Origin of the sequence: Anabaena sp. PCC 7108 (genome assembly GCF_000332135.1) — a bacterium.
In the GTDB taxonomy this organism is placed as follows: domain Bacteria; phylum Cyanobacteriota; class Cyanobacteriia; order Cyanobacteriales; family Nostocaceae; genus Anabaena.
Map to the genome: position 1 here is coordinate 5,507,670 of NZ_KB235896.1, position 18,099 is coordinate 5,525,768.

The 18,099-nt window shown below is 42.0% G+C and carries 14 protein-coding genes and 1 pseudogene; 13 read left to right on the forward strand and 2 right to left on the reverse strand.

Annotated elements, in window-relative coordinates:
* The first annotated feature begins 675 nt into the window (after positions 1–675).
* Positions 676–1,083, forward strand: a complete 408-nt coding sequence (locus ANA7108_RS0125720) for a hypothetical protein (RefSeq protein ID WP_237741547.1) — start codon at positions 676–678, stop codon at positions 1,081–1,083.
* 316 nt (positions 1,084–1,399) lie between these two features.
* Here ANA7108_RS0125720 and ANA7108_RS29250 read toward each other — a convergent pair.
* A pseudogene (locus ANA7108_RS29250) lies at positions 1,400–2,512 on the reverse strand (IS630 family transposase).
* A gap of 267 nt (positions 2,513–2,779) precedes the next feature.
* Between ANA7108_RS29250 and ANA7108_RS0125735 the strand changes: the two are divergent.
* The 6 genes from ANA7108_RS0125735 (at position 2,780) to ANA7108_RS0125760 (ending at position 13,243) form a co-directional block, all read left to right on the forward strand.
* Positions 2,780–3,604: an alpha/beta fold hydrolase gene (locus tag ANA7108_RS0125735; RefSeq protein ID WP_016953715.1), complete on the forward strand. Its 825-nt coding sequence runs from the start codon at positions 2,780–2,782 to the stop codon at positions 3,602–3,604.
* 115 nt (positions 3,605–3,719) lie between these two features.
* On the forward strand, positions 3,720–4,469 hold the full coding sequence (locus tag ANA7108_RS0125740; protein ID WP_016953716.1) for an SDR family NAD(P)-dependent oxidoreductase: 750 nt from the start codon (positions 3,720–3,722) through the stop codon (positions 4,467–4,469).
* Positions 4,470–4,577: 108 nt separating this feature from the next.
* The gene (locus ANA7108_RS0125745) at positions 4,578–5,957 is read left to right on the forward strand and encodes an NAD(P)/FAD-dependent oxidoreductase (RefSeq protein WP_016953717.1); all 1,380 of its coding nucleotides are present in this window, start codon (positions 4,578–4,580) and stop codon (positions 5,955–5,957) included.
* 1,368 nt (positions 5,958–7,325) lie between these two features.
* Complete coding sequence (locus ANA7108_RS31135; protein WP_026104457.1) at positions 7,326–11,129, forward strand: DUF3854 domain-containing protein; 3,804 nt, start codon at positions 7,326–7,328, stop codon at positions 11,127–11,129.
* Between the two features lie 125 nt (positions 11,130–11,254).
* On the forward strand, positions 11,255–12,157 hold the full coding sequence (locus ANA7108_RS0125755; RefSeq protein ID WP_026104458.1) for a hypothetical protein: 903 nt from the start codon (positions 11,255–11,257) through the stop codon (positions 12,155–12,157).
* A gap of 147 nt (positions 12,158–12,304) precedes the next feature.
* Positions 12,305–13,243, forward strand: coding sequence for an Rpn family recombination-promoting nuclease/putative transposase (locus tag ANA7108_RS0125760; protein WP_016953718.1), 939 nt, complete (start codon positions 12,305–12,307; stop codon positions 13,241–13,243).
* A 120-nt stretch (positions 13,244–13,363) separates the two neighbouring features.
* Here the strand turns inward: ANA7108_RS0125760 and ANA7108_RS0125765 are convergent, their stop codons facing one another.
* Entirely contained in the window at positions 13,364–13,582 is a 219-nt protein-coding gene (locus tag ANA7108_RS0125765; RefSeq protein WP_026104459.1) for a hypothetical protein, read from the reverse strand.
* 91 nt (positions 13,583–13,673) lie between these two features.
* Here ANA7108_RS0125765 and ANA7108_RS27980 point away from each other — a divergent pair, with 91 nt between their 5' ends.
* From ANA7108_RS27980 to ANA7108_RS0125795, 6 genes are all read left to right on the forward strand, one after another.
* A complete protein-coding gene (locus tag ANA7108_RS27980; protein WP_084776981.1) occupies positions 13,674–15,269 on the forward strand; it encodes a plasmid recombination protein in 1,596 nt (531 codons plus the stop codon).
* 251 nt (positions 15,270–15,520) lie between these two features.
* On the forward strand, positions 15,521–15,742 hold the full coding sequence (locus ANA7108_RS0125775) for a hypothetical protein (RefSeq protein ID WP_015214243.1): 222 nt from the start codon (positions 15,521–15,523) through the stop codon (positions 15,740–15,742).
* Positions 15,729–16,151: a putative toxin-antitoxin system toxin component, PIN family gene (locus ANA7108_RS0125780; protein WP_202804356.1), complete on the forward strand. Its 423-nt coding sequence runs from the start codon at positions 15,729–15,731 to the stop codon at positions 16,149–16,151. Before ANA7108_RS0125775 ends, ANA7108_RS0125780 begins: the two co-directional genes overlap by 14 nt.
* A gap of 126 nt (positions 16,152–16,277) precedes the next feature.
* Positions 16,278–16,604: a helix-turn-helix domain-containing protein gene (locus ANA7108_RS0125785; protein ID WP_016953722.1), complete on the forward strand. Its 327-nt coding sequence runs from the start codon at positions 16,278–16,280 to the stop codon at positions 16,602–16,604.
* Between the two features lie 352 nt (positions 16,605–16,956).
* The gene (locus ANA7108_RS27985) at positions 16,957–17,733 is read left to right on the forward strand and encodes a hypothetical protein (RefSeq protein WP_016953723.1); all 777 of its coding nucleotides are present in this window, start codon (positions 16,957–16,959) and stop codon (positions 17,731–17,733) included.
* 45 nt (positions 17,734–17,778) lie between these two features.
* A complete protein-coding gene (locus tag ANA7108_RS0125795) occupies positions 17,779–18,069 on the forward strand; it encodes a hypothetical protein (RefSeq protein ID WP_016953724.1) in 291 nt (96 codons plus the stop codon).
* Positions 18,070–18,099: the final 30 nt, after the last annotated feature.

The following is an 18,099-nucleotide window of genomic DNA, read 5'->3' on the forward strand; positions in this document are numbered from 1 at the left end:
ACCACTAGGCAATTATATTAGTTGGTCTAACAATTCATGTATGTATACGTATTTTCGGAATTAAACAGTTTTTAAATTATGGTGATAGCAGTGGCGAGTTCAAGAAGGCAGGAGGCAGAGGGCAGAGGGCAGAAGGAACCAATTGGAAAGGGATTGTGACCCCTCCCAATCGGAAGCTCCCAAATTTTCGATTTGGGAGGGGCTTCATACCCTTACTCCTTTCAGTCGTGGGCAGAGGAGACATTCCTTCTGCCTCCTGCCTCCTGCCCTCTGCCTTTACCGGTGACTGCATTAAAGGATAAGATTTAGGACGACGTTTTCGGACTCTCGGTTCAGTCCGTGCAGGTCTTTTTGGAACTTCTTTATGCACAATCACCTTTAACAATGTGCGATAAACCTGATTACATTTACTTGCTTCTTCAGTCACTAACTGAGTAATAAAATTATGGAAATGTTGCCTCGTTCCCTGTAATGATAACCTCAAAGGTGATACCCCATAACTGTTGCCAGCCGACCCTTCGGGTTCAGCAGTCGCCTACGGAGGGAAACCCTCCTGCAGCGCAGCTTCACCACATTAAAGACCGTAACAGATTGTAAGCCAACAAAAAAGCCCAGATTTCTTTCCTAACCATTGCTGGAGTCTTACCTCATCTACTAGAAAGGCTATTTATGTTCATGACATTGATTTCTGCATTTGTCCTTGGGTTTGTTGCGGGACTGCGAGCGTTGACAGCCCCTGCTGCTTTATTTTTGGCACGTGGCGGCATTATAGGGATCGTTCTGGCTGTATTGGCAGTGGCTGAGTTGATTGGCGATATGCTGCCGCAAATCCCCTCTCGCACCAGTCCCCCAGCGTTGATTGCGCGGATTCTCAGTGGTGGCATTGTGGGATGGTTAGTCACCGGGGCAAACAGCAGTTTTGCACCCGTTGGAGCGATCCTTGGTGTTGTAGGTGCGCTGGCAGGTACGTATGGGGGTCGGGCGGTGCGGATAGCCGCCATTGAAAGGATTGGTGCAGTTCCTGCTGCCCTGGCTGAGGATGTTGTAGCGATCGCTCTGGCTGCCTTTATCATTACCCGTTGATGGGCATCCGCCGAGGTATGTGCAAAATGGGACACGTTGTAAAGATATATTAAGCAGATGTCTAAAAGCCTTGATTTTACGTTGTTTCAATTTCAGATTGAGCGTGTCCTTTGTTATGACAACATCCCCTAAAAAGGTCATTAATGGGCAAGTTTAAGGGACGGAATAGCGTGAAGAGTAGATTTTAGTGTACAAAAACTTGAATGTCTCCTTACCATTTTTGGGCAAGTTAGTAAATTTCTCAAGCACGTTCCGCAACATTTGTTTACAACGTGTCCCATTTTGCACATACCTCGGCGACTAAGCTGTTGTGCAGCTAAATCGAATAAACAGCATTACCTTTATTTTTAACTTTGCGCTCCCATTTAATAATAAGACCTCCTTCGTTTAGCAATTTATTTAATAATTCTTCTAACTGTTCTACTGATTCAAATAATCTGTGAGCTATATATTCTTTCGCTGAATGCCATACCAGTTCAATTAAATTATAATCTGGACTATAAGGTGGTAAAAATTCTAGAATAATATTTGGCATTTCTGCCTCAATACGAGCCAAAATATCTTTTCTTTTATGGTAACTAGCATTATCAAGAATAATCACTATTTTAGCCGAATTATTATTAAAATCTTCAGGCTGATTTCCAGCTTCTATCCATTCCTGTTTTAAAAAATGATTCAGAGATTTCAATTGTTCATAAAACACATCTGCATTTCCTTGTTTAATCACAAAATTTATTCTTTTCTTGTCATGATAACGCAACCCTCCCATAATATTCACTCTTCCCCTTCTTCTTTGTCCTGTCACCTCTTTTCTCTTACCTTTCTTTCCCCATGTTTTTCTTCTTATCACTCTTAAACTAAATCCACTCTCGTCCCAAAACCATACCTGTTAACGCTCTGGGGTTGATTTCGTTATTTTTAAATATTCAGCTAATTTTTCTTTAAATAATTTACGCTTCTCTGGACTTTGCTTATCCTCTAGGCTATACTTTGCCCAAAGATAAACGTACTTTTTTCTCTCTAAAATTCTCCTTACTTGCGAACTACTTAACTTTATTCCTGTCTCTATTTCTAGATATGTCGCTAATCTTGCTGATGTCCATCTGCCAAATTCATATCCACATTCATCAGGATTCTTCTCAATTACTTCTAACAACAAAGTCTCGTATTCTTTTGTTACTTTACGGAAGTTACCTTCTCTTCTTCCATCTAAAAAACTGTCTATGTTCTCCGGATCTCCATGCACTGCCCAATATGCTACTGTTGTATATGCTATGTTTAAAAAATCACTTATTTCTTGGTAAGTTTTTCCATCATTCATCAACAATAATATTAGTATTTTCTCTCTTACATAAGGATTATCTTGTTCTTTTAGGTGTTTTAAGAGATTTTCTCTCTGTTCTTGAGACAAATGGTTTTTTGCTGGCATAATTCATAAGCGATCCGTAGGAATCGCTTAGTTACTTAATTCTTTATTATACAATCTAGCTGCACAACAGCTTACCCTATATCTACCCCAACTTTGAATTCAAAACCCGAGTTTTTTAACTCGAAAAGCAACGGTTTAAGGTTCTCTAACCCGGATTTCTCACAAAGAAAAATAAAAAAAGGGTCAAAAACTGCGAAAATGTATATGTAGAAAGCATTTCAACAGCTATACAGATTGGGAAACGCTCATAATTTACATAGGAGCCACATGAGTACAATCACGACTAAAGATGGTACGCAAATATACTATAAAGACTGGGGGACAGGACAGCCCATTGTCTTCAGCCACGGCTGGCCACTGAGCGCGGATGCTTGGGAATCGCAGATGTTTTTTCTCGCCTCCCACGGTTACCGCTGCATCGCACATGATCGTCGCGGTCATGGGCGATCAAGTCAACCGTGGCACGGTAATGACATGGATACCTACGCCGACGATCTGGCGGAACTTTTCGAGGCGCTGGATATTCAGGATGCGGTGATGATCGGACACTCTACTGGCGGTGGTGAAGTGGCGCGCTTCATTGGAAGGCACGGCACCAAGCGCGTTTCCAAGGCAGTGCTGGTGGGTGCGGTGCCGCCGCTCATGCTCAAGACCGAGGCAAATCCCGGTGGGCTACCCATTGAGGTCTTTGACGGCTTTCGGGCGGCATTGTTGGCTGACCGCTCCCAGTTCTTCCTGGATGTACCCAGTGGGCCATTCTTTGGCTTCAATCGACCTGGTGCCAAAGTCTCCCAAGGGCTAATCTATTCGTGGTGGATGCAGGGAATGATGGCTGGACATAAAAACACCTATGACTGCATTAAGGCGTTTTCGGAAACAGATTTCACCGAAGATTTGAAGAAGTTTGATGTGCCGACGTTGATCATTCATGGTGATGACGATCAGATCGTGCCAATTGGTGCTTCTGCTCTTTTGTCTGCGAAGCTCGTCAAGAATTCGACTTTGAAAATCTATCCTGGGGGATCGCATAGTCTGGGCGATACAAGCAAAGAACAACTCAACGCCGACCTGCTGGAATTTATTAAATCCTGATGCGGATGCACGGATGTGAGACATTACTGTTACAAATCTGGATGGCTGCATTCTTATTAGTTTGCACCTGTTTCGGACAGATATTTTCAACCCAATAACCACAGGGATCGCAAGCATGACAAAACTAGAGGGGAAAATCGCAGTTGTTACAGGTGCTTCTAAAGGCATCGGTGCCGCAATCGCCAAACATCTAGCAGCAGAAGGTGCAAGTGTTGTCGTCAACTACGCATCCAGCCAAGAAGGAGCCAATCGCGTGGTTGACGAGATTGTCAGCAAGGGCGGCAAGGCGATCGCAGTTCAGGCAAATGTTGCCAAAAAGGCAGAGATCGAACATCTGTTTGCAGAGACACAGCAAGCATTTGGCAAGCTTGATATTTTGGTCAACAATGCGGGAATTTATGAATTTTCTCCACTTGAAGACATCACGGAAGAACACTTCCACAAGCAATTCGATCTGAATGTGCTGGGATTAATCCTCACTTCACAACAAGCCATCAAGCACTTCGGCTCGGCGGGCGGCAGTATTATCAATATCAGTTCCATCGTTAGCACCCTCGCGCCCGCGAATGCCTCAATCTATAGCGCTACCAAAGCGGCTGTTGATGCCGTCACGAAGTCTCTAGCCAAAGAGTTGGGTTCACGTAACATCCGTGTCAACTCCATCAATCCTGGTATGGTGGACACGGAGGGGGCGCACACAGCAGGAATTACCGGGAGCGAAGGTCGCCAGCAGATTGAAGCGCAAACACCATTAGGCCGCATTGGACAGCCACAGGATATCGCTCCTGCCGTTGTCTTCCTTGCTTCCTCCGATTCAGCCTGGATCACTGGCGAAACGCTGTACATCACGGGTGGGCTTCGCTAGCTTTAGATGTCATAACTCAATCCAAACCCTACCTCAATGGCAGAGAATTTTTGACTTTGAGTGTGAGAGTTTTATGAAAGCAAACTATCCCCAAGGAGTTTAACACTGATGGAAACAGCAGATGTCATTGTCATCGGCAGTGGTCAAGGAGGCATTCCACTGGCGGCTGATTTTGCCAATGAGGGACGTAAAGTTGTCTTGTTTGAGCGCGATGCTTTAGGCGGCAGTTGCATCAACTATGGCTGCACTCCGTCTAAAGCATTCTTAGCAGCGGCTCATACAGCAGGTCGGGCAAGCCAGGGCAAGAAGTTAGGCATCCACACAAAGGTAGAAGTGGATTTTCCCGCTGTCATGAAGCGAGTTCGGGAAATCCGCAGCGGCTTTAATCAGGGGATTCGCCAGCGATTGGAGACTGCGGGTGTCAAAGTCATTTGTGCCGAAGCTTCTTTTGTGGGTGAACGGACGGTCAAAGGTGGAGATGTTACCCTTGAAGCTCCTCTGGTAATCATTAACACAGGTACGTCATCGTTGATTCCTGACATTCCTGGACTTGCAGGAACTCCCTACCTGACCAACCGTAACTTCTTTGACTTGAACACCTTACCAGCCCGTTTATTGGTGATTGGAGGCGGCTATATTGGCTTAGAATTGGGGCAAGGACTAGCGCGTTTGGGCAGTCAGACCCACTTAATTGTCCGGGGCGATCGCGTCCTGGGACAGGAAGAGGCTGATGTCAGCGAAGTCTTAGCAGAAGCATTAAAGCAGGATGGGATTCATCTCCACTTTGGAGTCAATGTGAATCACGTCGCCCACGAGAATAATCTGTTTAGTTTAACCCTGAGCAGTGGCGAACAACTCCAGGGGGAAGCATTGCTGGTTGTAATTGGACGAAAACCCAATACCAGTGCATTAAATGCCGCCGCCAGCAAAATTGAGCTAGACGATCACGGGTTTATTAAAATTGACGACCAGTTCCATACCACCTGTTCGGGAGTCTATGCCATTGGGGATGTTGCCAAACAGCCTGCCTTTACCCATGTATCGTGGGAGGACTATCGCCGCTTAAAAGCAATTTTGTCTGGAGAAAATCGGACAAGGAACGATCGCGTCCTTGGTTATGCGATCTACACAGAACCCCAGGTGGGGCGAGTGGGTATGACGTTAGAACAGGCTCAGAAACAAGGCATCAACGCTTGTGCCGTCACCTTACCCATGAGCCAAATTGCTCGTGCCATCGAGTGGGGGCATGACCTCGGATTTTATCGTATGGTAATCGACAGCGACACAGACAAAATCCTGGGAGCAACCCTAGTGGGGTACGAAACTGCTGAACTGGTGCATGTATTTTTATCCCTGATAGAAGCAGGAGCAACCTGGCAGTTATTAGAGCGATCAGTTCACATCCATCCCACCTATGGGGAAGCTTTACCCAGTCTGGCACGGTTGCTGCTTGGAGATAACATGCCAGGGTGTCCGAATAGGGGGTAAATTTAGCAAGGACACCTTTTTGGGGTACAACCGGGATACCTGCAATTTGGGACACGTTGTAAACAAATATTGCAAAAACCGATTTTGCGATTTACTAACTTGCCCAAAAATGGTAATGGGACATTCAAATTTTTGGATACTAAAATCAACTCTTCACGCGATTCACTCTCAAACTTGCCCATAAATCACGTGAAGCCGAGATCCGAGTAAAAACCTGCTGTCTGGGTCTGGGAACCGTTGCTATATCTAGATTATAGCCTTTTTGATATCGAACTAGAATTTCTGCATAAATGCACTGGCATTTTCACCCCATAATTGCTTTTCGCCTACCCAAGAGAATTATAAAAACTGTTGGTGAGAATACTCATATTTTCGTCTCTAACCCAGTATTACAGGAGTTTCCGCCAATTAGGCTGAAAATATGCTCATCGTCCAAGCCGTAAAAACTGCAAACAAAGTTAATAAATACTTCGGTTTTTGTAGCAATAGATACCCAAGAAAAGCACACGGACTGTCAATTTTACTTGAAAATTGCTGAAACCTATATAGGGATGGAGTTTCCAGACCATATTGACGGAAATTACAGCAAAAATTATACCACAACAAGGTAATTACAGCTTGTATAAACAGATGTAGCCAAATTAGAGTTAAAAATCAAACTAATGTTAGGTTGCATCAGTGCAAAAGTTCTGTATGATCTGGCTAATACGTCAATGAAGCGAGTAAGGGAGGTGAAGAGATAACAACTATAAAAATGGCAACAGGACAAAACACATACTTGTAGTACAGGCTTTGTCCCATCCTAAAGTTGCCGATTCTAGCTTTGCTCCATCAGTATCGGAGCGGGGTTAATTTCAAAGAAACCAAAGAAGTGGGAATTTAGTTTGGCGACTGAACCACCAATTGGCTTTCTTGAGATTATTTCATGTTGCTTTCTATTATATAGATTGCTGCAACATTTCAAGCCTTCCGACTGGAATATTTTGGAAAAAAAAGAATCAGACTCAGGATTTACCCACCTCCATTAGTTAGTGAAACAGGAAAAGAAGTCTGTAAGTATTGTGTAGTAAGAGTTTTAGCAGTTTAGCCAGCCGCCTACCCCTTACTATTCACGGTATCTAGAAAAAAAGATAGGGTGTGCAGTGCAAGAGAAAAAGGAGAAATTATTGCCCGAGTCTCTTTCTTGTCTCCCCCATCTGCCCAAACCTCAGATTTTTAGATACCCTGTGTAAGTCCCAAGATTCTTGATTCTTCGCCAAAAAATAAGCCAACCCAGAAAGAAGAAGCAGCAAATCTCATAAATATGTAAGAGCAACACGAATAACCCCCTCTGATACTCAATTAACCAAGTATCAAGAGGAATCTACCGTGATCAACGACAACAACCAAAGCCAAACATCTTCTACCTCCAAAATTTCTCTTTCAAGTAACAGCCAGTCTTCTACTCCACATCATTTAGAGCAGCAAGCAAGCAGGCAGTCTTCTACTCCACATCATCCAGAACAGCAAGCAAGTAGCCAGCCTTCTATTCACCCCCCCAACAACCTCACAGCAGCCGAATACCACGAACTAGCAGTAAACAGCGCCATCCATCCAGAACTGATAGAGCGCAACTTCATCCACATCGACGGCACTACAGTCTTCGACTACCTGTTTATCTCCAACACCCTCCCGCGCTTAAACGCAGGCAGAGTTACTAGCCCCTTCCTCAAGCTGTACCAATACGCCACAGAGGGGGGAATGTGGATATCGGGACTAGACCCCTTAAACAACTGGCAACGCATGGAGTGGGGACGCTTAAAATCTACCAACCCCCGCATTGACAAAAATGGCAACCTCGTCAAATACGAATCACCACCGAAAACACCCAACCGTGTCATCTACTTTGATGTTCCCGACTGTCTTGGGGAGCTAGTTGCAAAACGTTACAATATTCAGCCTTATCATCCTCCCCTAGCACCGCCCTTAGAAGAGAAATTAAATCTACCTTCGTGTGTCAATACTTCACCTTTATGTGCGGATACTTTTCCTTCGTGTGCAGATACTCCAAATTTACGTGCAGATGATTTATACTCGTGTGTCAATACCTCATTTTTATGTGCAGATACTCCACCCTCGTATGTCGATACTTCATATTCGTGTGTTAATACCTCACCTTTATGTGCAGATACTTCACCTTCGTTTTGGAACACTCCCCTATTATTTTGGGCGTGGCTACTACTGCTATTAAGCCAGCACAAAACAGATATAGCAAAAACTCTCCTCTCATTTGGGGAATGGGTCGTGCTGCTATTAAGCAAGAACAAACAACAAATAGATATAATCGAAACTCAACTCTCATTTTGGGCGTGGGTTGTGCTGCACCCAGAAATCCCGATTATTCTGTGTGAAGGCGAGAAAAAAGCAGCTAGTTTATTAAGTCAGGGATTTGTAGCGATCGCACTCCCAGGCATCTGGAACGGACGCATTGGCAAAAAAGACTTTGACGAACGCCTACACCCAGACATCATGCCCCTTACCCAACCAGGGCGCAAATTTATCATCCTTTTTGACTACGAAACCAAACCCAAAACCCGTTGGTCAATCTTTCAAGCCACCTTGCGTACAGGCAAAACCATTGAAGCTGTAGGTTGTACCTGTGAAGTCGCACTGCTCCCTGGTCCTGAAAAAGGTGTAGATGATTTTATTGTCGAACGCAGTAAATTAATCGAAAGTGGACAAACAGTTAAATACAGTCAATTCATTGAGCAGAATCAAACTAATACCCGCAATCAAACAATTAATCAAACTGCACCAGTTGAAAACAATCAATTAATCAATCACGGTCAAGTCATAAATTGTCATCAGGTAATTAATCCGATTACACCACTTCAAAGCAATGACTTAACCAATAACAGTCAAATCATAGAATGTCATAAAACAGTAGAGCCAATCTCATCGGTTCAACAACTAAACTTTAAAAGTCAAGTTACAGAATATCATGAAGTAATTAATCAGGTTTCATTACTTAAAAACAATCAATTAATAGACAATGGTCAAGTAGTAGAACATCATCAGCAACTTAGCCAAAACTCAGCATGGCAAAATAATCAATCAACAGAGAATAGTCAAGTAGTAGAACATCATCAAGCAATCAATCAGGATGTACCAGTTTCAATTAATAAAATAAATGCTTTACTAACCACTATCATTGATGATGCGATAAGTCTAAAACAATATCAACGCTCATTCCACACTAGGCATAGGGGACTAAGTAGTAAATACAAACCAGATATTCGTGTCAACGTCAAATACCTGTCATCAGCTGAAAAACTTCCCTCTTCTGGACTGGTAGTATTGTCCAGCGACATGGGGACTAACAAAACCGGACGCATGGCTCAATGGCGGGAAGCAAATCCTGATGTCAAATTCCTCAACACCGGACATCGGGTTAACCTGCTGAAAAACTTAGCGACCCGTCTTAAAACAGATATGTACTCTGATTTAAGTTATGCAGGTTTAGCCAAAGCACAAGCCCTCAGCATCACAATTGACAGCTTACACAAGTTGAACACCCAAATGCTTAACTACGGATGCGTATTTATTGATGAAGCTTGCCAATACTTAACTCACCTACTGCACAGTAAAACCTGTAAAGAATATCGAGCGCAAATATTAGAAGTACTGGAATATATCGTTTATAACGCACCGCTAGTAGTCATCGCTGATGCCCACATGGACGATATCACAGTAGACTTCTTCCGAGCCATGCGTCCATTAGGGGAAAAACCATTTATTCTCAAAAACGATTGGAGAAATGGCGATCGCTTAATCTATTGGTATGAAGGTAAGAATTCCTCAGCCATAGTTGCTCAGATTTCTGCCGCACTGATGAACAAACAGAAAATCATGGTAGCTTCTGATTCCAAGCGTTTCATCAAGAAACTGGAACAATCCCTCACTATGAAAGTACGAGTAGAAGAGGCAGGGAGCAGGGAGCAGGGAGCAGGGGGACTGGATACCTCTGCGGTAGTTAAAGATGGTGCTTCTCGAACTTTATCCCCGATAAATTTAACATCATCTGAAACAGTTAAAGATGACAATTCTCAAGCTTTATCGCAGGTAAATTCAACATCATCTGAAACAGTTAAAGATGGCGATTCTCAAGCTTTATCGCAGGTAAATTCAACATCATCTGAAACAGTTAAAGATGGCGATTCTCAAACTTTCTCACAGGTAAACCCAACATCATCTGAGGCAATTAACAATGGCAATTCTCAAATATCCTTGATAAATTCAGCATCATCTGAGGCAATTAACAATGGCAATTCTCAAATATCCCCGATAAATTCCACCTCATTTGAAACAGTTAAAGATGACAATTCTCAAGCTTTATCGCAGGTAAATTCAACATCATCTGAGGCAATTAACAATGGCAATTCTCAAACTTTCTCACAGGTAAACCCAACATCATCTGAGGCAATTAACAATGGCAATTCTCAAATATCCTTGATAAATTCAGCATCATTTGAAACAGTTAAAGATGACAATTCTCAAGCTTTATCGCAGGTAAATTCAACATCATCTGAGACAGTTAACAATAGCAATTCTACAGCTTTATCGCAGGTAAACCCAACATCATTTGAGACAGCTAACAATGGCAATTTTCCAGATTTATCACAGGTAAATTCCACATCATCTCAAACATTTAAAGATGATAGTTTTCAAATATCACCTTTAAACTCAACATCAGTTGAATCTGAGATAGTTAAAGATGAATCTGCAACAGATAAAGATGGCAATTCTCCAGCTTCATCTCAGGTAAATTCCACATCATCTGCAACAGATAAAAATGAAAATTCTCCAGCTTCATCTCAGGTAAATTCCACATCATCTGCAACAGATAAAAATGGCAATTATCAAATATCACAAGTAAATTCCACATCATCAAATCATTCCCCCACACCCAACACCCGACACCATTCAGACTGCGGCATGAACGCTCAATCGAACGCTAACGCTCACATAAACACCACACCCAAACTGAGATTATGGTCTATTCACTCAGACAACTCAGGTAGCGAAGAAAACGTTGCCTTCATCAAAGATATTACCAACGCCGTCAAAGATGTTGATGCCCTGTTAACCTCCCCCAGTCTCGGTACAGGAGTAGACATCAACGAATATCATTAGTAGAAAAAGATGCTGGTGGTAAATTAAGTCGAGCGATTTCCGCATTTGAGGCCATCCTCAAAGAACCAGATGGAACAATTTTTGACACTAATAGCAATAGACAATACCCAGCCCCACCAACAATTGTGGCAGAAAAAGACCGCCAAGAGCGAGAACATCTGCCTTTGTGTATGGACTGGGGTAATTATTCAGCTAAATGGTTAGCACGGTTTAATTTAGGACTGCATGACATTTTAAAACGGTTGATAGCAGGAGAGGAAGTTACTGCTCGTGATCCTGATTTATTGAGGATGGTGGCGATTGCTAAAGAATACGGGGTGTATATTAAAGCAATTTTGGGCTTTACGGTTCCTGCTGACTGTAAACCAATCTGGTTGTTGGGGACTTTGTTAGACCAACTGGGATTAAAGTTGGATGACCGCAAGGTGGGTCCACGTGGTAAACAGGTGAAAGTTTTCTCGCTTGGACAGGTGGAGTTGGATTTTGCGCTGAAGGTCATAGAGTACCGAGAGCATAAGCGTAACCAGAAGCAGGAAAGAGCAAGGCAAAGTCAGGAAGAACAACGGCGTTATCAGGCTAGAATGCAGTCTAGGCATGGGGTTGCGCCGCCACCTGACCCGGTATCCACTCCCCCCCTTAATGGTATAGGGAATCCTCTAGGGGAGGGGGTGAATATTACGGCTGATGGAGTTGATTTTGCAGCTTGTTCTAGAGATGGTAATGACCTTTCTTTAGCTAATGGTGCTGATAGAGTCGATTTTAGGCAGTTTCACCCGGATGATGGTGATGAAACTCCCTTGATTAATTGTGTTGAGTTACTGAGGACTAGTTTTAAAAAGGGGGTGGAGGCGATAAAGTCGGTGCTTCGTTCCTGGAGTGAGGATAGAAGATGGGGGGCTGTGTTGTTGCTGGAGGACATTGCTGCTGATGATTTGCGATTCCTACGGAGCGCTTCGCTATCGCTCGAACAGTTGATGCCACAAATTTATGATTGGCTGAGTGAATCGGTTTTACCGATGGATTGTTAACTTGATCTCTACGGGAGCAAAACAGAACGAAAGTAGCGGTAATACCCTTCGGGAAGCAAGCTACATGAATTACCTTTACGTAAGAATGAGGTTTTTAGCCACATCTTGCACAAATACTAGAAAATTATTGACACTATTTTAATCACAATGACTGAAATTACAGCTAACTATGATGAAACCTGGAAAGAAGCAATAGGAGATTATTTTGATTCATTTCTTGCCTTCTTTTATCCAGAAATCTATCAACAAATAGATTGGACTAAACCCCCCATTTCTCTAGATAAAGAATTAGAACAGATTACTGCATCTGCGGACAGTAAAACCCGCCACGCTGATAAATTATTTCAAGTGTGGTTATTAGATAATCAAGAGGTTTGGATATTAATTCATGTAGAAGTACAAAGTCAATATGATAAAGAATTTTCCCAAAGAATGTTTATCTACAACTATCGAGCTTTTGATTTATATCAAAAAACCGTGATTAGTTTAGCCATACTAGGGGATGAAACTAAAAGTTGGCGACCTAGTTCTTACCAGTATGGTTTAGGAAGTAGTCAATTAATCTTTAATTTTTCTATCGTCAAGCTTCTAGATTATCAATGGGAGGAGTTAGAGCAAAGTAATAATATTTTTGCTATAGTGGTAATGGCACATTTAAGGACTAAAGCCACTAACAGCAATTTGTCAGCTAGGGAACAGTGGAAATGGAACTTAGCTAGATTACTTTATGAAAGAGGTTATAACCGTAAAGAAATTGTTGATTTGTATAAGGTCATTGATTTAATGATGGCTTTATCTGAAAACTTGCAATTAAGTTTTGAAGAAAAATTAGCTCATTATCAGGAGGAACGAAAAATGCCACTGTTAACTAACATCGAAAACAGGACTATAAAAGAAACTCGAAAACAAGATATTTTTGATTTACTGGTTAGTCGTTTTGGTAAGTTACCCGAAAATCTGACAGAAGATATTGGAAAAATTCAGGATGTAAATATTTTAAAACAACTTCTAATATCAACAATTAGCATTAGTTCTTTAGAAGAATTTGCACAGCTTGTTAATTCTAATTTACCAGAATCAGATTAATAGATGTAGGTTGGGTTAAGCAACAGCCCAACCGAATAAAAGTATTGATAAGGTTGATTGAATTTGTGCAACAGGTTGTTGCCTAAATTCTTTGGGGTGATAATATCCGCATTTTAGATACTACTGGTGACGGGTTTGGGGATAATTGGGGTTATATACTTTATCAAGTGCAGCGTAACGGGCTGCAAATATCGCCTGTGCCAAACGCTCCCGGTCTAGTCCACTAGTCATTTCCACCACCTGGTCCAGCATATCTGCAAACCCCAACAATGGACTATCTCCCAGCTTCAGTTGTCCCCGCTCAAAGTAAAGTGCGGTCGTGTTTCTGTGACCAAACATCAGCACCCCCAACTGAAGAGAGCGCAACCAGTCCAGCACCCAAGCAAGCGGAGCGCATCTGAGTGGGAAGAGCAGTGCCGTAGGCAATCGCATTGTCAGGGCTGAATTGCACTTGGATGAAGTGACACCCCACATTCATGCTTATTTTGTGCCACTAGATGAAAAGGGGCAACTGCGGTGCAATCATTTTTTTGATGGTCGGCAGAAGATGCGAGATTTCCAAGAAAGCTATTTTGCATCTGTGCAGCACCTGGGGTTAGAGCGTGGTATTCAAGGTAGTTTGGCTAAACATCAGGATATTAAGGATTTTTATCGCATAGTTGAGGAAGGAAAAGACCTTAACTCTGACCTGACTATTGCACAGATGCGGGCTAAGGCTGCAGATCGAGATAGGGCATTGCAGAGTAAGAGTTCTATGGAGCGCACTGCTAAAAGGTTGGTGAAGGAAAATGAATCTCTGCGACAAAGGATTCAGGAACTGGAAGCGGAAAACTCACAGTTGCAAAAGCAGGTTGAACAATTAAGTGATTTGCCCCTGGAAGATGTGGCTTGGCATTTGGGATTAGACCAAGACAATAGCAGCTATCGCTGCTGGAAAGGGGGTGAACACATTATCTATATAAATGGCTCTCACTGGAGTCACCTTGCACCCGATACTCAGAATAGGTTGGATGCACCCAACACACAAACAACAGGTAATGGTACTGCCAAATCTCAGAAAACTGGTACTGCCAAATCTCAGAAAATAGGTAATGTTGCAGCCAACTCCCAAAAAACTAGTGCTAGTCCTGGTGCTATTACTGGTACTGGTGCTGTGGCGTTGGTAAAGCAGGTTAATGGGTGCAATTTTAAAGAGGCTTGCATCTGGTTGAATGATAGATTTGGTGAAGATGGGATGCAGAGGTCTGTCACTCACTATACTAGGCAACAAGCGCAAGATATCCTCAAAGATGAGGCTGCACCACAGTTTGTCCCACCAGTACCGGATGAATCGAACTGGCATTTAGTACACAACTATTTAACTAAGAAACGGAGATTGCCTCAAGATTTAGTGCAAGAATTATATCAACGGGGCTGGGTTTATGCTGATGCTCAACAAAATGCTGTGTTTTTGTTGAAAAACCTCAATGGTGAAACTAAAGGTGCATTTTTGCAGGGGACAAGAGCAGAAGATAATACTTTAGAAGAAGACAATACTTTTACAGGAGATGCTACTGGTTTTACAGGATATGCCACTGGGACAAAACGTAATCAGGGTTGGTTTTATCTCCAGTGGGGAGGGCAACCTACTGATGAAATCCAAAAAGTGGTGTTGTTGAAGTCACCCATTGACGTGCTGTCTTTTGCGATGTTAGAGGTTGAAAGACAGCGAGGAGTACCAGGAGGAGTACCACAAGAAAGAACAATGTACATGACTGTAGATAGTCCCAGGGGTTTACCTATGGAGTTATTGCCAGATATCCCTGAAGTTGTTTGTGCTTATGATAACAATGCTGCTGGAGATGAGATGGCTGGTGCTGTAGGTGAATTATTGCCCCAAGCTACTAGAGTTAAACCACAAGCGCAGAATTGGCATGAGGAATTGTTGGCATTGCTGCGGTGGCAACAGAGGGAACGAGAGTATCAACAACGACAAAAGCAACAACGACAACGTGAGCGTAAACGGGAGTCTGAACTGGAGTTATGAGCAGTATCGCTGAATCACAATATTGCACTCGTTTTCTACTACAAAAGTAGTTTTCAAAATACAAATTAATAAGTATAATTGCTTAAATTTTAGTTTGGGTCAAAAGTGGTCACGCGACGAGAAATTGATGAAATAGTGTATAAATTGTATGGGTTAACAGAGGAAGAGATTAGAATAATTCAGGATAGTGTAAAACAGAAATAACTGGCAATTGCTATAATAAACATAGACTAATTAACTTGTAATTTATCATGGAAAACATTACCATTCAAGTTGAGCCAGAAATTGCCAAAGCGTACCGAGAAGCAGAACCAGAAAAACAGCAAAAAATCCAAATATTTCTCAACATAATGCTGCAAAAAGCAGTCAGTCAAAAACCACTCTTAGATATCATGGAAGAAGCGAGTCAACAAGCCATTGCTAACGGAATCACCCCAGAGATTTTAGAATCAATTCTCAATGATGAAAACTAACCGTTTCGTAATTGATACAAATGTAATTGTCAGTGCATTAATCTTCTCTAAATCTACGACAATGCAAGCTTTTAGAGAAGCCAAACAAAACGGATTAATCTTAATTTCAGCAGAAATTTTATCAGAATTAATTGATGTACTCAGTCGTCAAAAATTTGACCGCTATCTATCGAAAGAAATTCGTGAAGACTTCTTAGCCAGTTTAGCCAGAGAAACAGAATTAATCACAATTAATGAAACAATAGATATTTGTCGAGATCCTAAAGATAATAAATTCTTAGAATTAGCCATTTCTGGAAATGCCACTCATATTATCACAGGAGATAAAGACTTGTTAGAACTGCATCCTTTTCGAGATATCTTGATTGTTACACCTAGTCAGTTTTTAGATAGTTTATCTTCAAATTAAACCCCAAACCAGGAAATAGACACCACAGAATTAGAAATAAAAATTGATGAAATAGTGTATTAATTATATGACTTAGTGTGACTTGTGACTTCGCTATAAGGATGCAGTAGCAAGGGAGAAACAACAATGACACAGGAACCCATTTTTGAAGAAAGCAGTGGCAACGTATTCGCCGACCTCGGTTTGACAAATGCTTCGGAACTTTTTACGCGGGGCAAGATAGGGATTCAGGTACTGCGCCTTTTGAAACAACGCCACCTCAAACAGCGAGAAATTAGTGAACTTCTTGGCATTCCCCAGCCATTCGTATCTCATTTGATGAAAGGAGAGTTTCAACGGTTCAGTGAAGGAAAACTCCTCATTTTCCTTAAGCGACTTGATACGGAAATCACCTTGCATCTTCGCCCTCGTCATGCGTCAGACCAATCTGCTGAAACTGTGATATTGCTGTGAACTTAAGTTATGTGGCCGCTAGATTAGTCTTGTTAGCCTGTGGACTGGTGAAGCAGCGCAGAAAACAGCATTTAAATAAATCTTGCCCTTGACATCAAAGCCGAGAAATTAGCCAATTGGACAACCCTTTAATAGCCAATTGGACGATGGTAACTACTGAAACCAGCAATTAAAGTGAGTGTATGCTCAACTGACAACTCTCCAAGTTATGGCTTACCTCACATTAAACTTTGACCCTGTTTCATCTTTGAAAGAGAGTGATTTACCGAACTTGATATGACAATAGTTTCAGTATTTAATTCACATAATCCGTAAATTACTAATTAGTATTTAACAAGAAGGAATTAGAAAAATGGCAACAATTCACTTTATTGATGGTGAAAAAGGTGGAGTAGGTAAGTCATTATTTGCACGAGTCATGGTACAATATTGCCTTGATAAACAACTGCCATACGTGCTGGTAGAAGCTGACCCAAGTAACCCAGATGTGGGTGTATTTTACCCAGAAAATATCCAAACTGCAATTTTTAGTGAATCAGAACGTAAAGTTTATGCTGCTGATGCAATTTTTAATTTAGCACTGACAACTCCTGTGATTGTCAATTTGCCTGCTCACGTAACTAGAGCAGTGAATGATTGGATTGAGCGGAATCAAATACTAGAAATGGGAACTAAGCATAAAGTTGATATCTGCAAGTGGTTTGTTGGTAACGGTGGATATGATAGCGTTCAGTTATTGATTCAATCTTTAAACCACTTTGAAGGCAAGATTAAGCACGTCTTTGTTCGCAATTTTGGTTTATGCGATGATTGGAAACACGTAGATGAACGAGAGGATTTACAAGAGTTAATTCAAGTTCAAAAAGTACCTATAATTAACTTTCCTAAGTTTAGTTATCGAGAGCGGGATTTACTTGATGCAACGCGGATCAACTTTTCTCAAGCTTTCTTAACTGCTGAGTTGGGTGTTTTGGGTCAGCAGCGTTTGCATAGTTTTCTTAAAAAAGCTTATGAAGAAATTGGCAAAGCGCAAGTATGGAATGTGGGTCAACCTGCGGCTAATAAATTATCACTAGATATAGCCTATTTTGGTAGCCCTCAAAGAAACTATTGCCATAATGAAGATTGATGCAGCTATTCAAGAATGTTCTATCACGTAGAGGAGAGATGAAGAATGATGCTCAAAGAACTACTTCTCCAAGAAATTGAATCCACTCCAGACAGCATTCTGGCTGAAACCCTAGACTTTTTACGCTTTCTCAAAGCCAAGGAAACCCAAACACAGCCCAAAGTAGAAGTAGCTGAAGAACCTACTCACACAAGAGTAAATTCCACAGCCAGCTACATCCTAGAACACTTGAAAACGATTGGTAAATGGGAAGGTGATGATTTACAAGAGTGCCTCCAGCTAGTTTATGCCACTCGTGGCAAGGCCAAATTTGATGACGATAACCCCTTTGAATAATGTACCTATTAGGTATTGAGCCGAGATACG

Coding starts and splice junctions, on each gene's coding strand:
- ANA7108_RS0125745 (WP_016953717.1), top strand. CDS start 4,578: ATGGAAACAGCAGATGTCATTGTCATCGGCAGTGGTCAAGGAGGCATT.
- ANA7108_RS0125785 (WP_016953722.1), top strand. CDS start 16,278: ATGACACAGGAACCCATTTTTGAAGAAAGCAGTGGCAACGTATTCGCC.
- ANA7108_RS0125740 (WP_016953716.1), top strand. CDS start 3,720: ATGACAAAACTAGAGGGGAAAATCGCAGTTGTTACAGGTGCTTCTAAA.
- ANA7108_RS0125720 (WP_237741547.1), top strand. CDS start 676: ATGACATTGATTTCTGCATTTGTCCTTGGGTTTGTTGCGGGACTGCGA.
- ANA7108_RS0125795 (WP_016953724.1), top strand. CDS start 17,779: ATGATGCTCAAAGAACTACTTCTCCAAGAAATTGAATCCACTCCAGAC.
- ANA7108_RS0125780 (WP_202804356.1), top strand. CDS start 15,729: ATGATGAAAACTAACCGTTTCGTAATTGATACAAATGTAATTGTCAGT.
- ANA7108_RS0125775 (WP_015214243.1), top strand. CDS start 15,521: ATGGAAAACATTACCATTCAAGTTGAGCCAGAAATTGCCAAAGCGTAC.
- ANA7108_RS0125765 (WP_026104459.1), bottom strand. CDS start 13,582: ATGTTTGGTCACAGAAACACGACCGCACTTTACTTTGAGCGGGGACAA.
- ANA7108_RS27985 (WP_016953723.1), top strand. CDS start 16,957: ATGGCAACAATTCACTTTATTGATGGTGAAAAAGGTGGAGTAGGTAAG.
- ANA7108_RS0125760 (WP_016953718.1), top strand. CDS start 12,305: ATGACTGAAATTACAGCTAACTATGATGAAACCTGGAAAGAAGCAATA.
- ANA7108_RS0125735 (WP_016953715.1), top strand. CDS start 2,780: ATGAGTACAATCACGACTAAAGATGGTACGCAAATATACTATAAAGAC.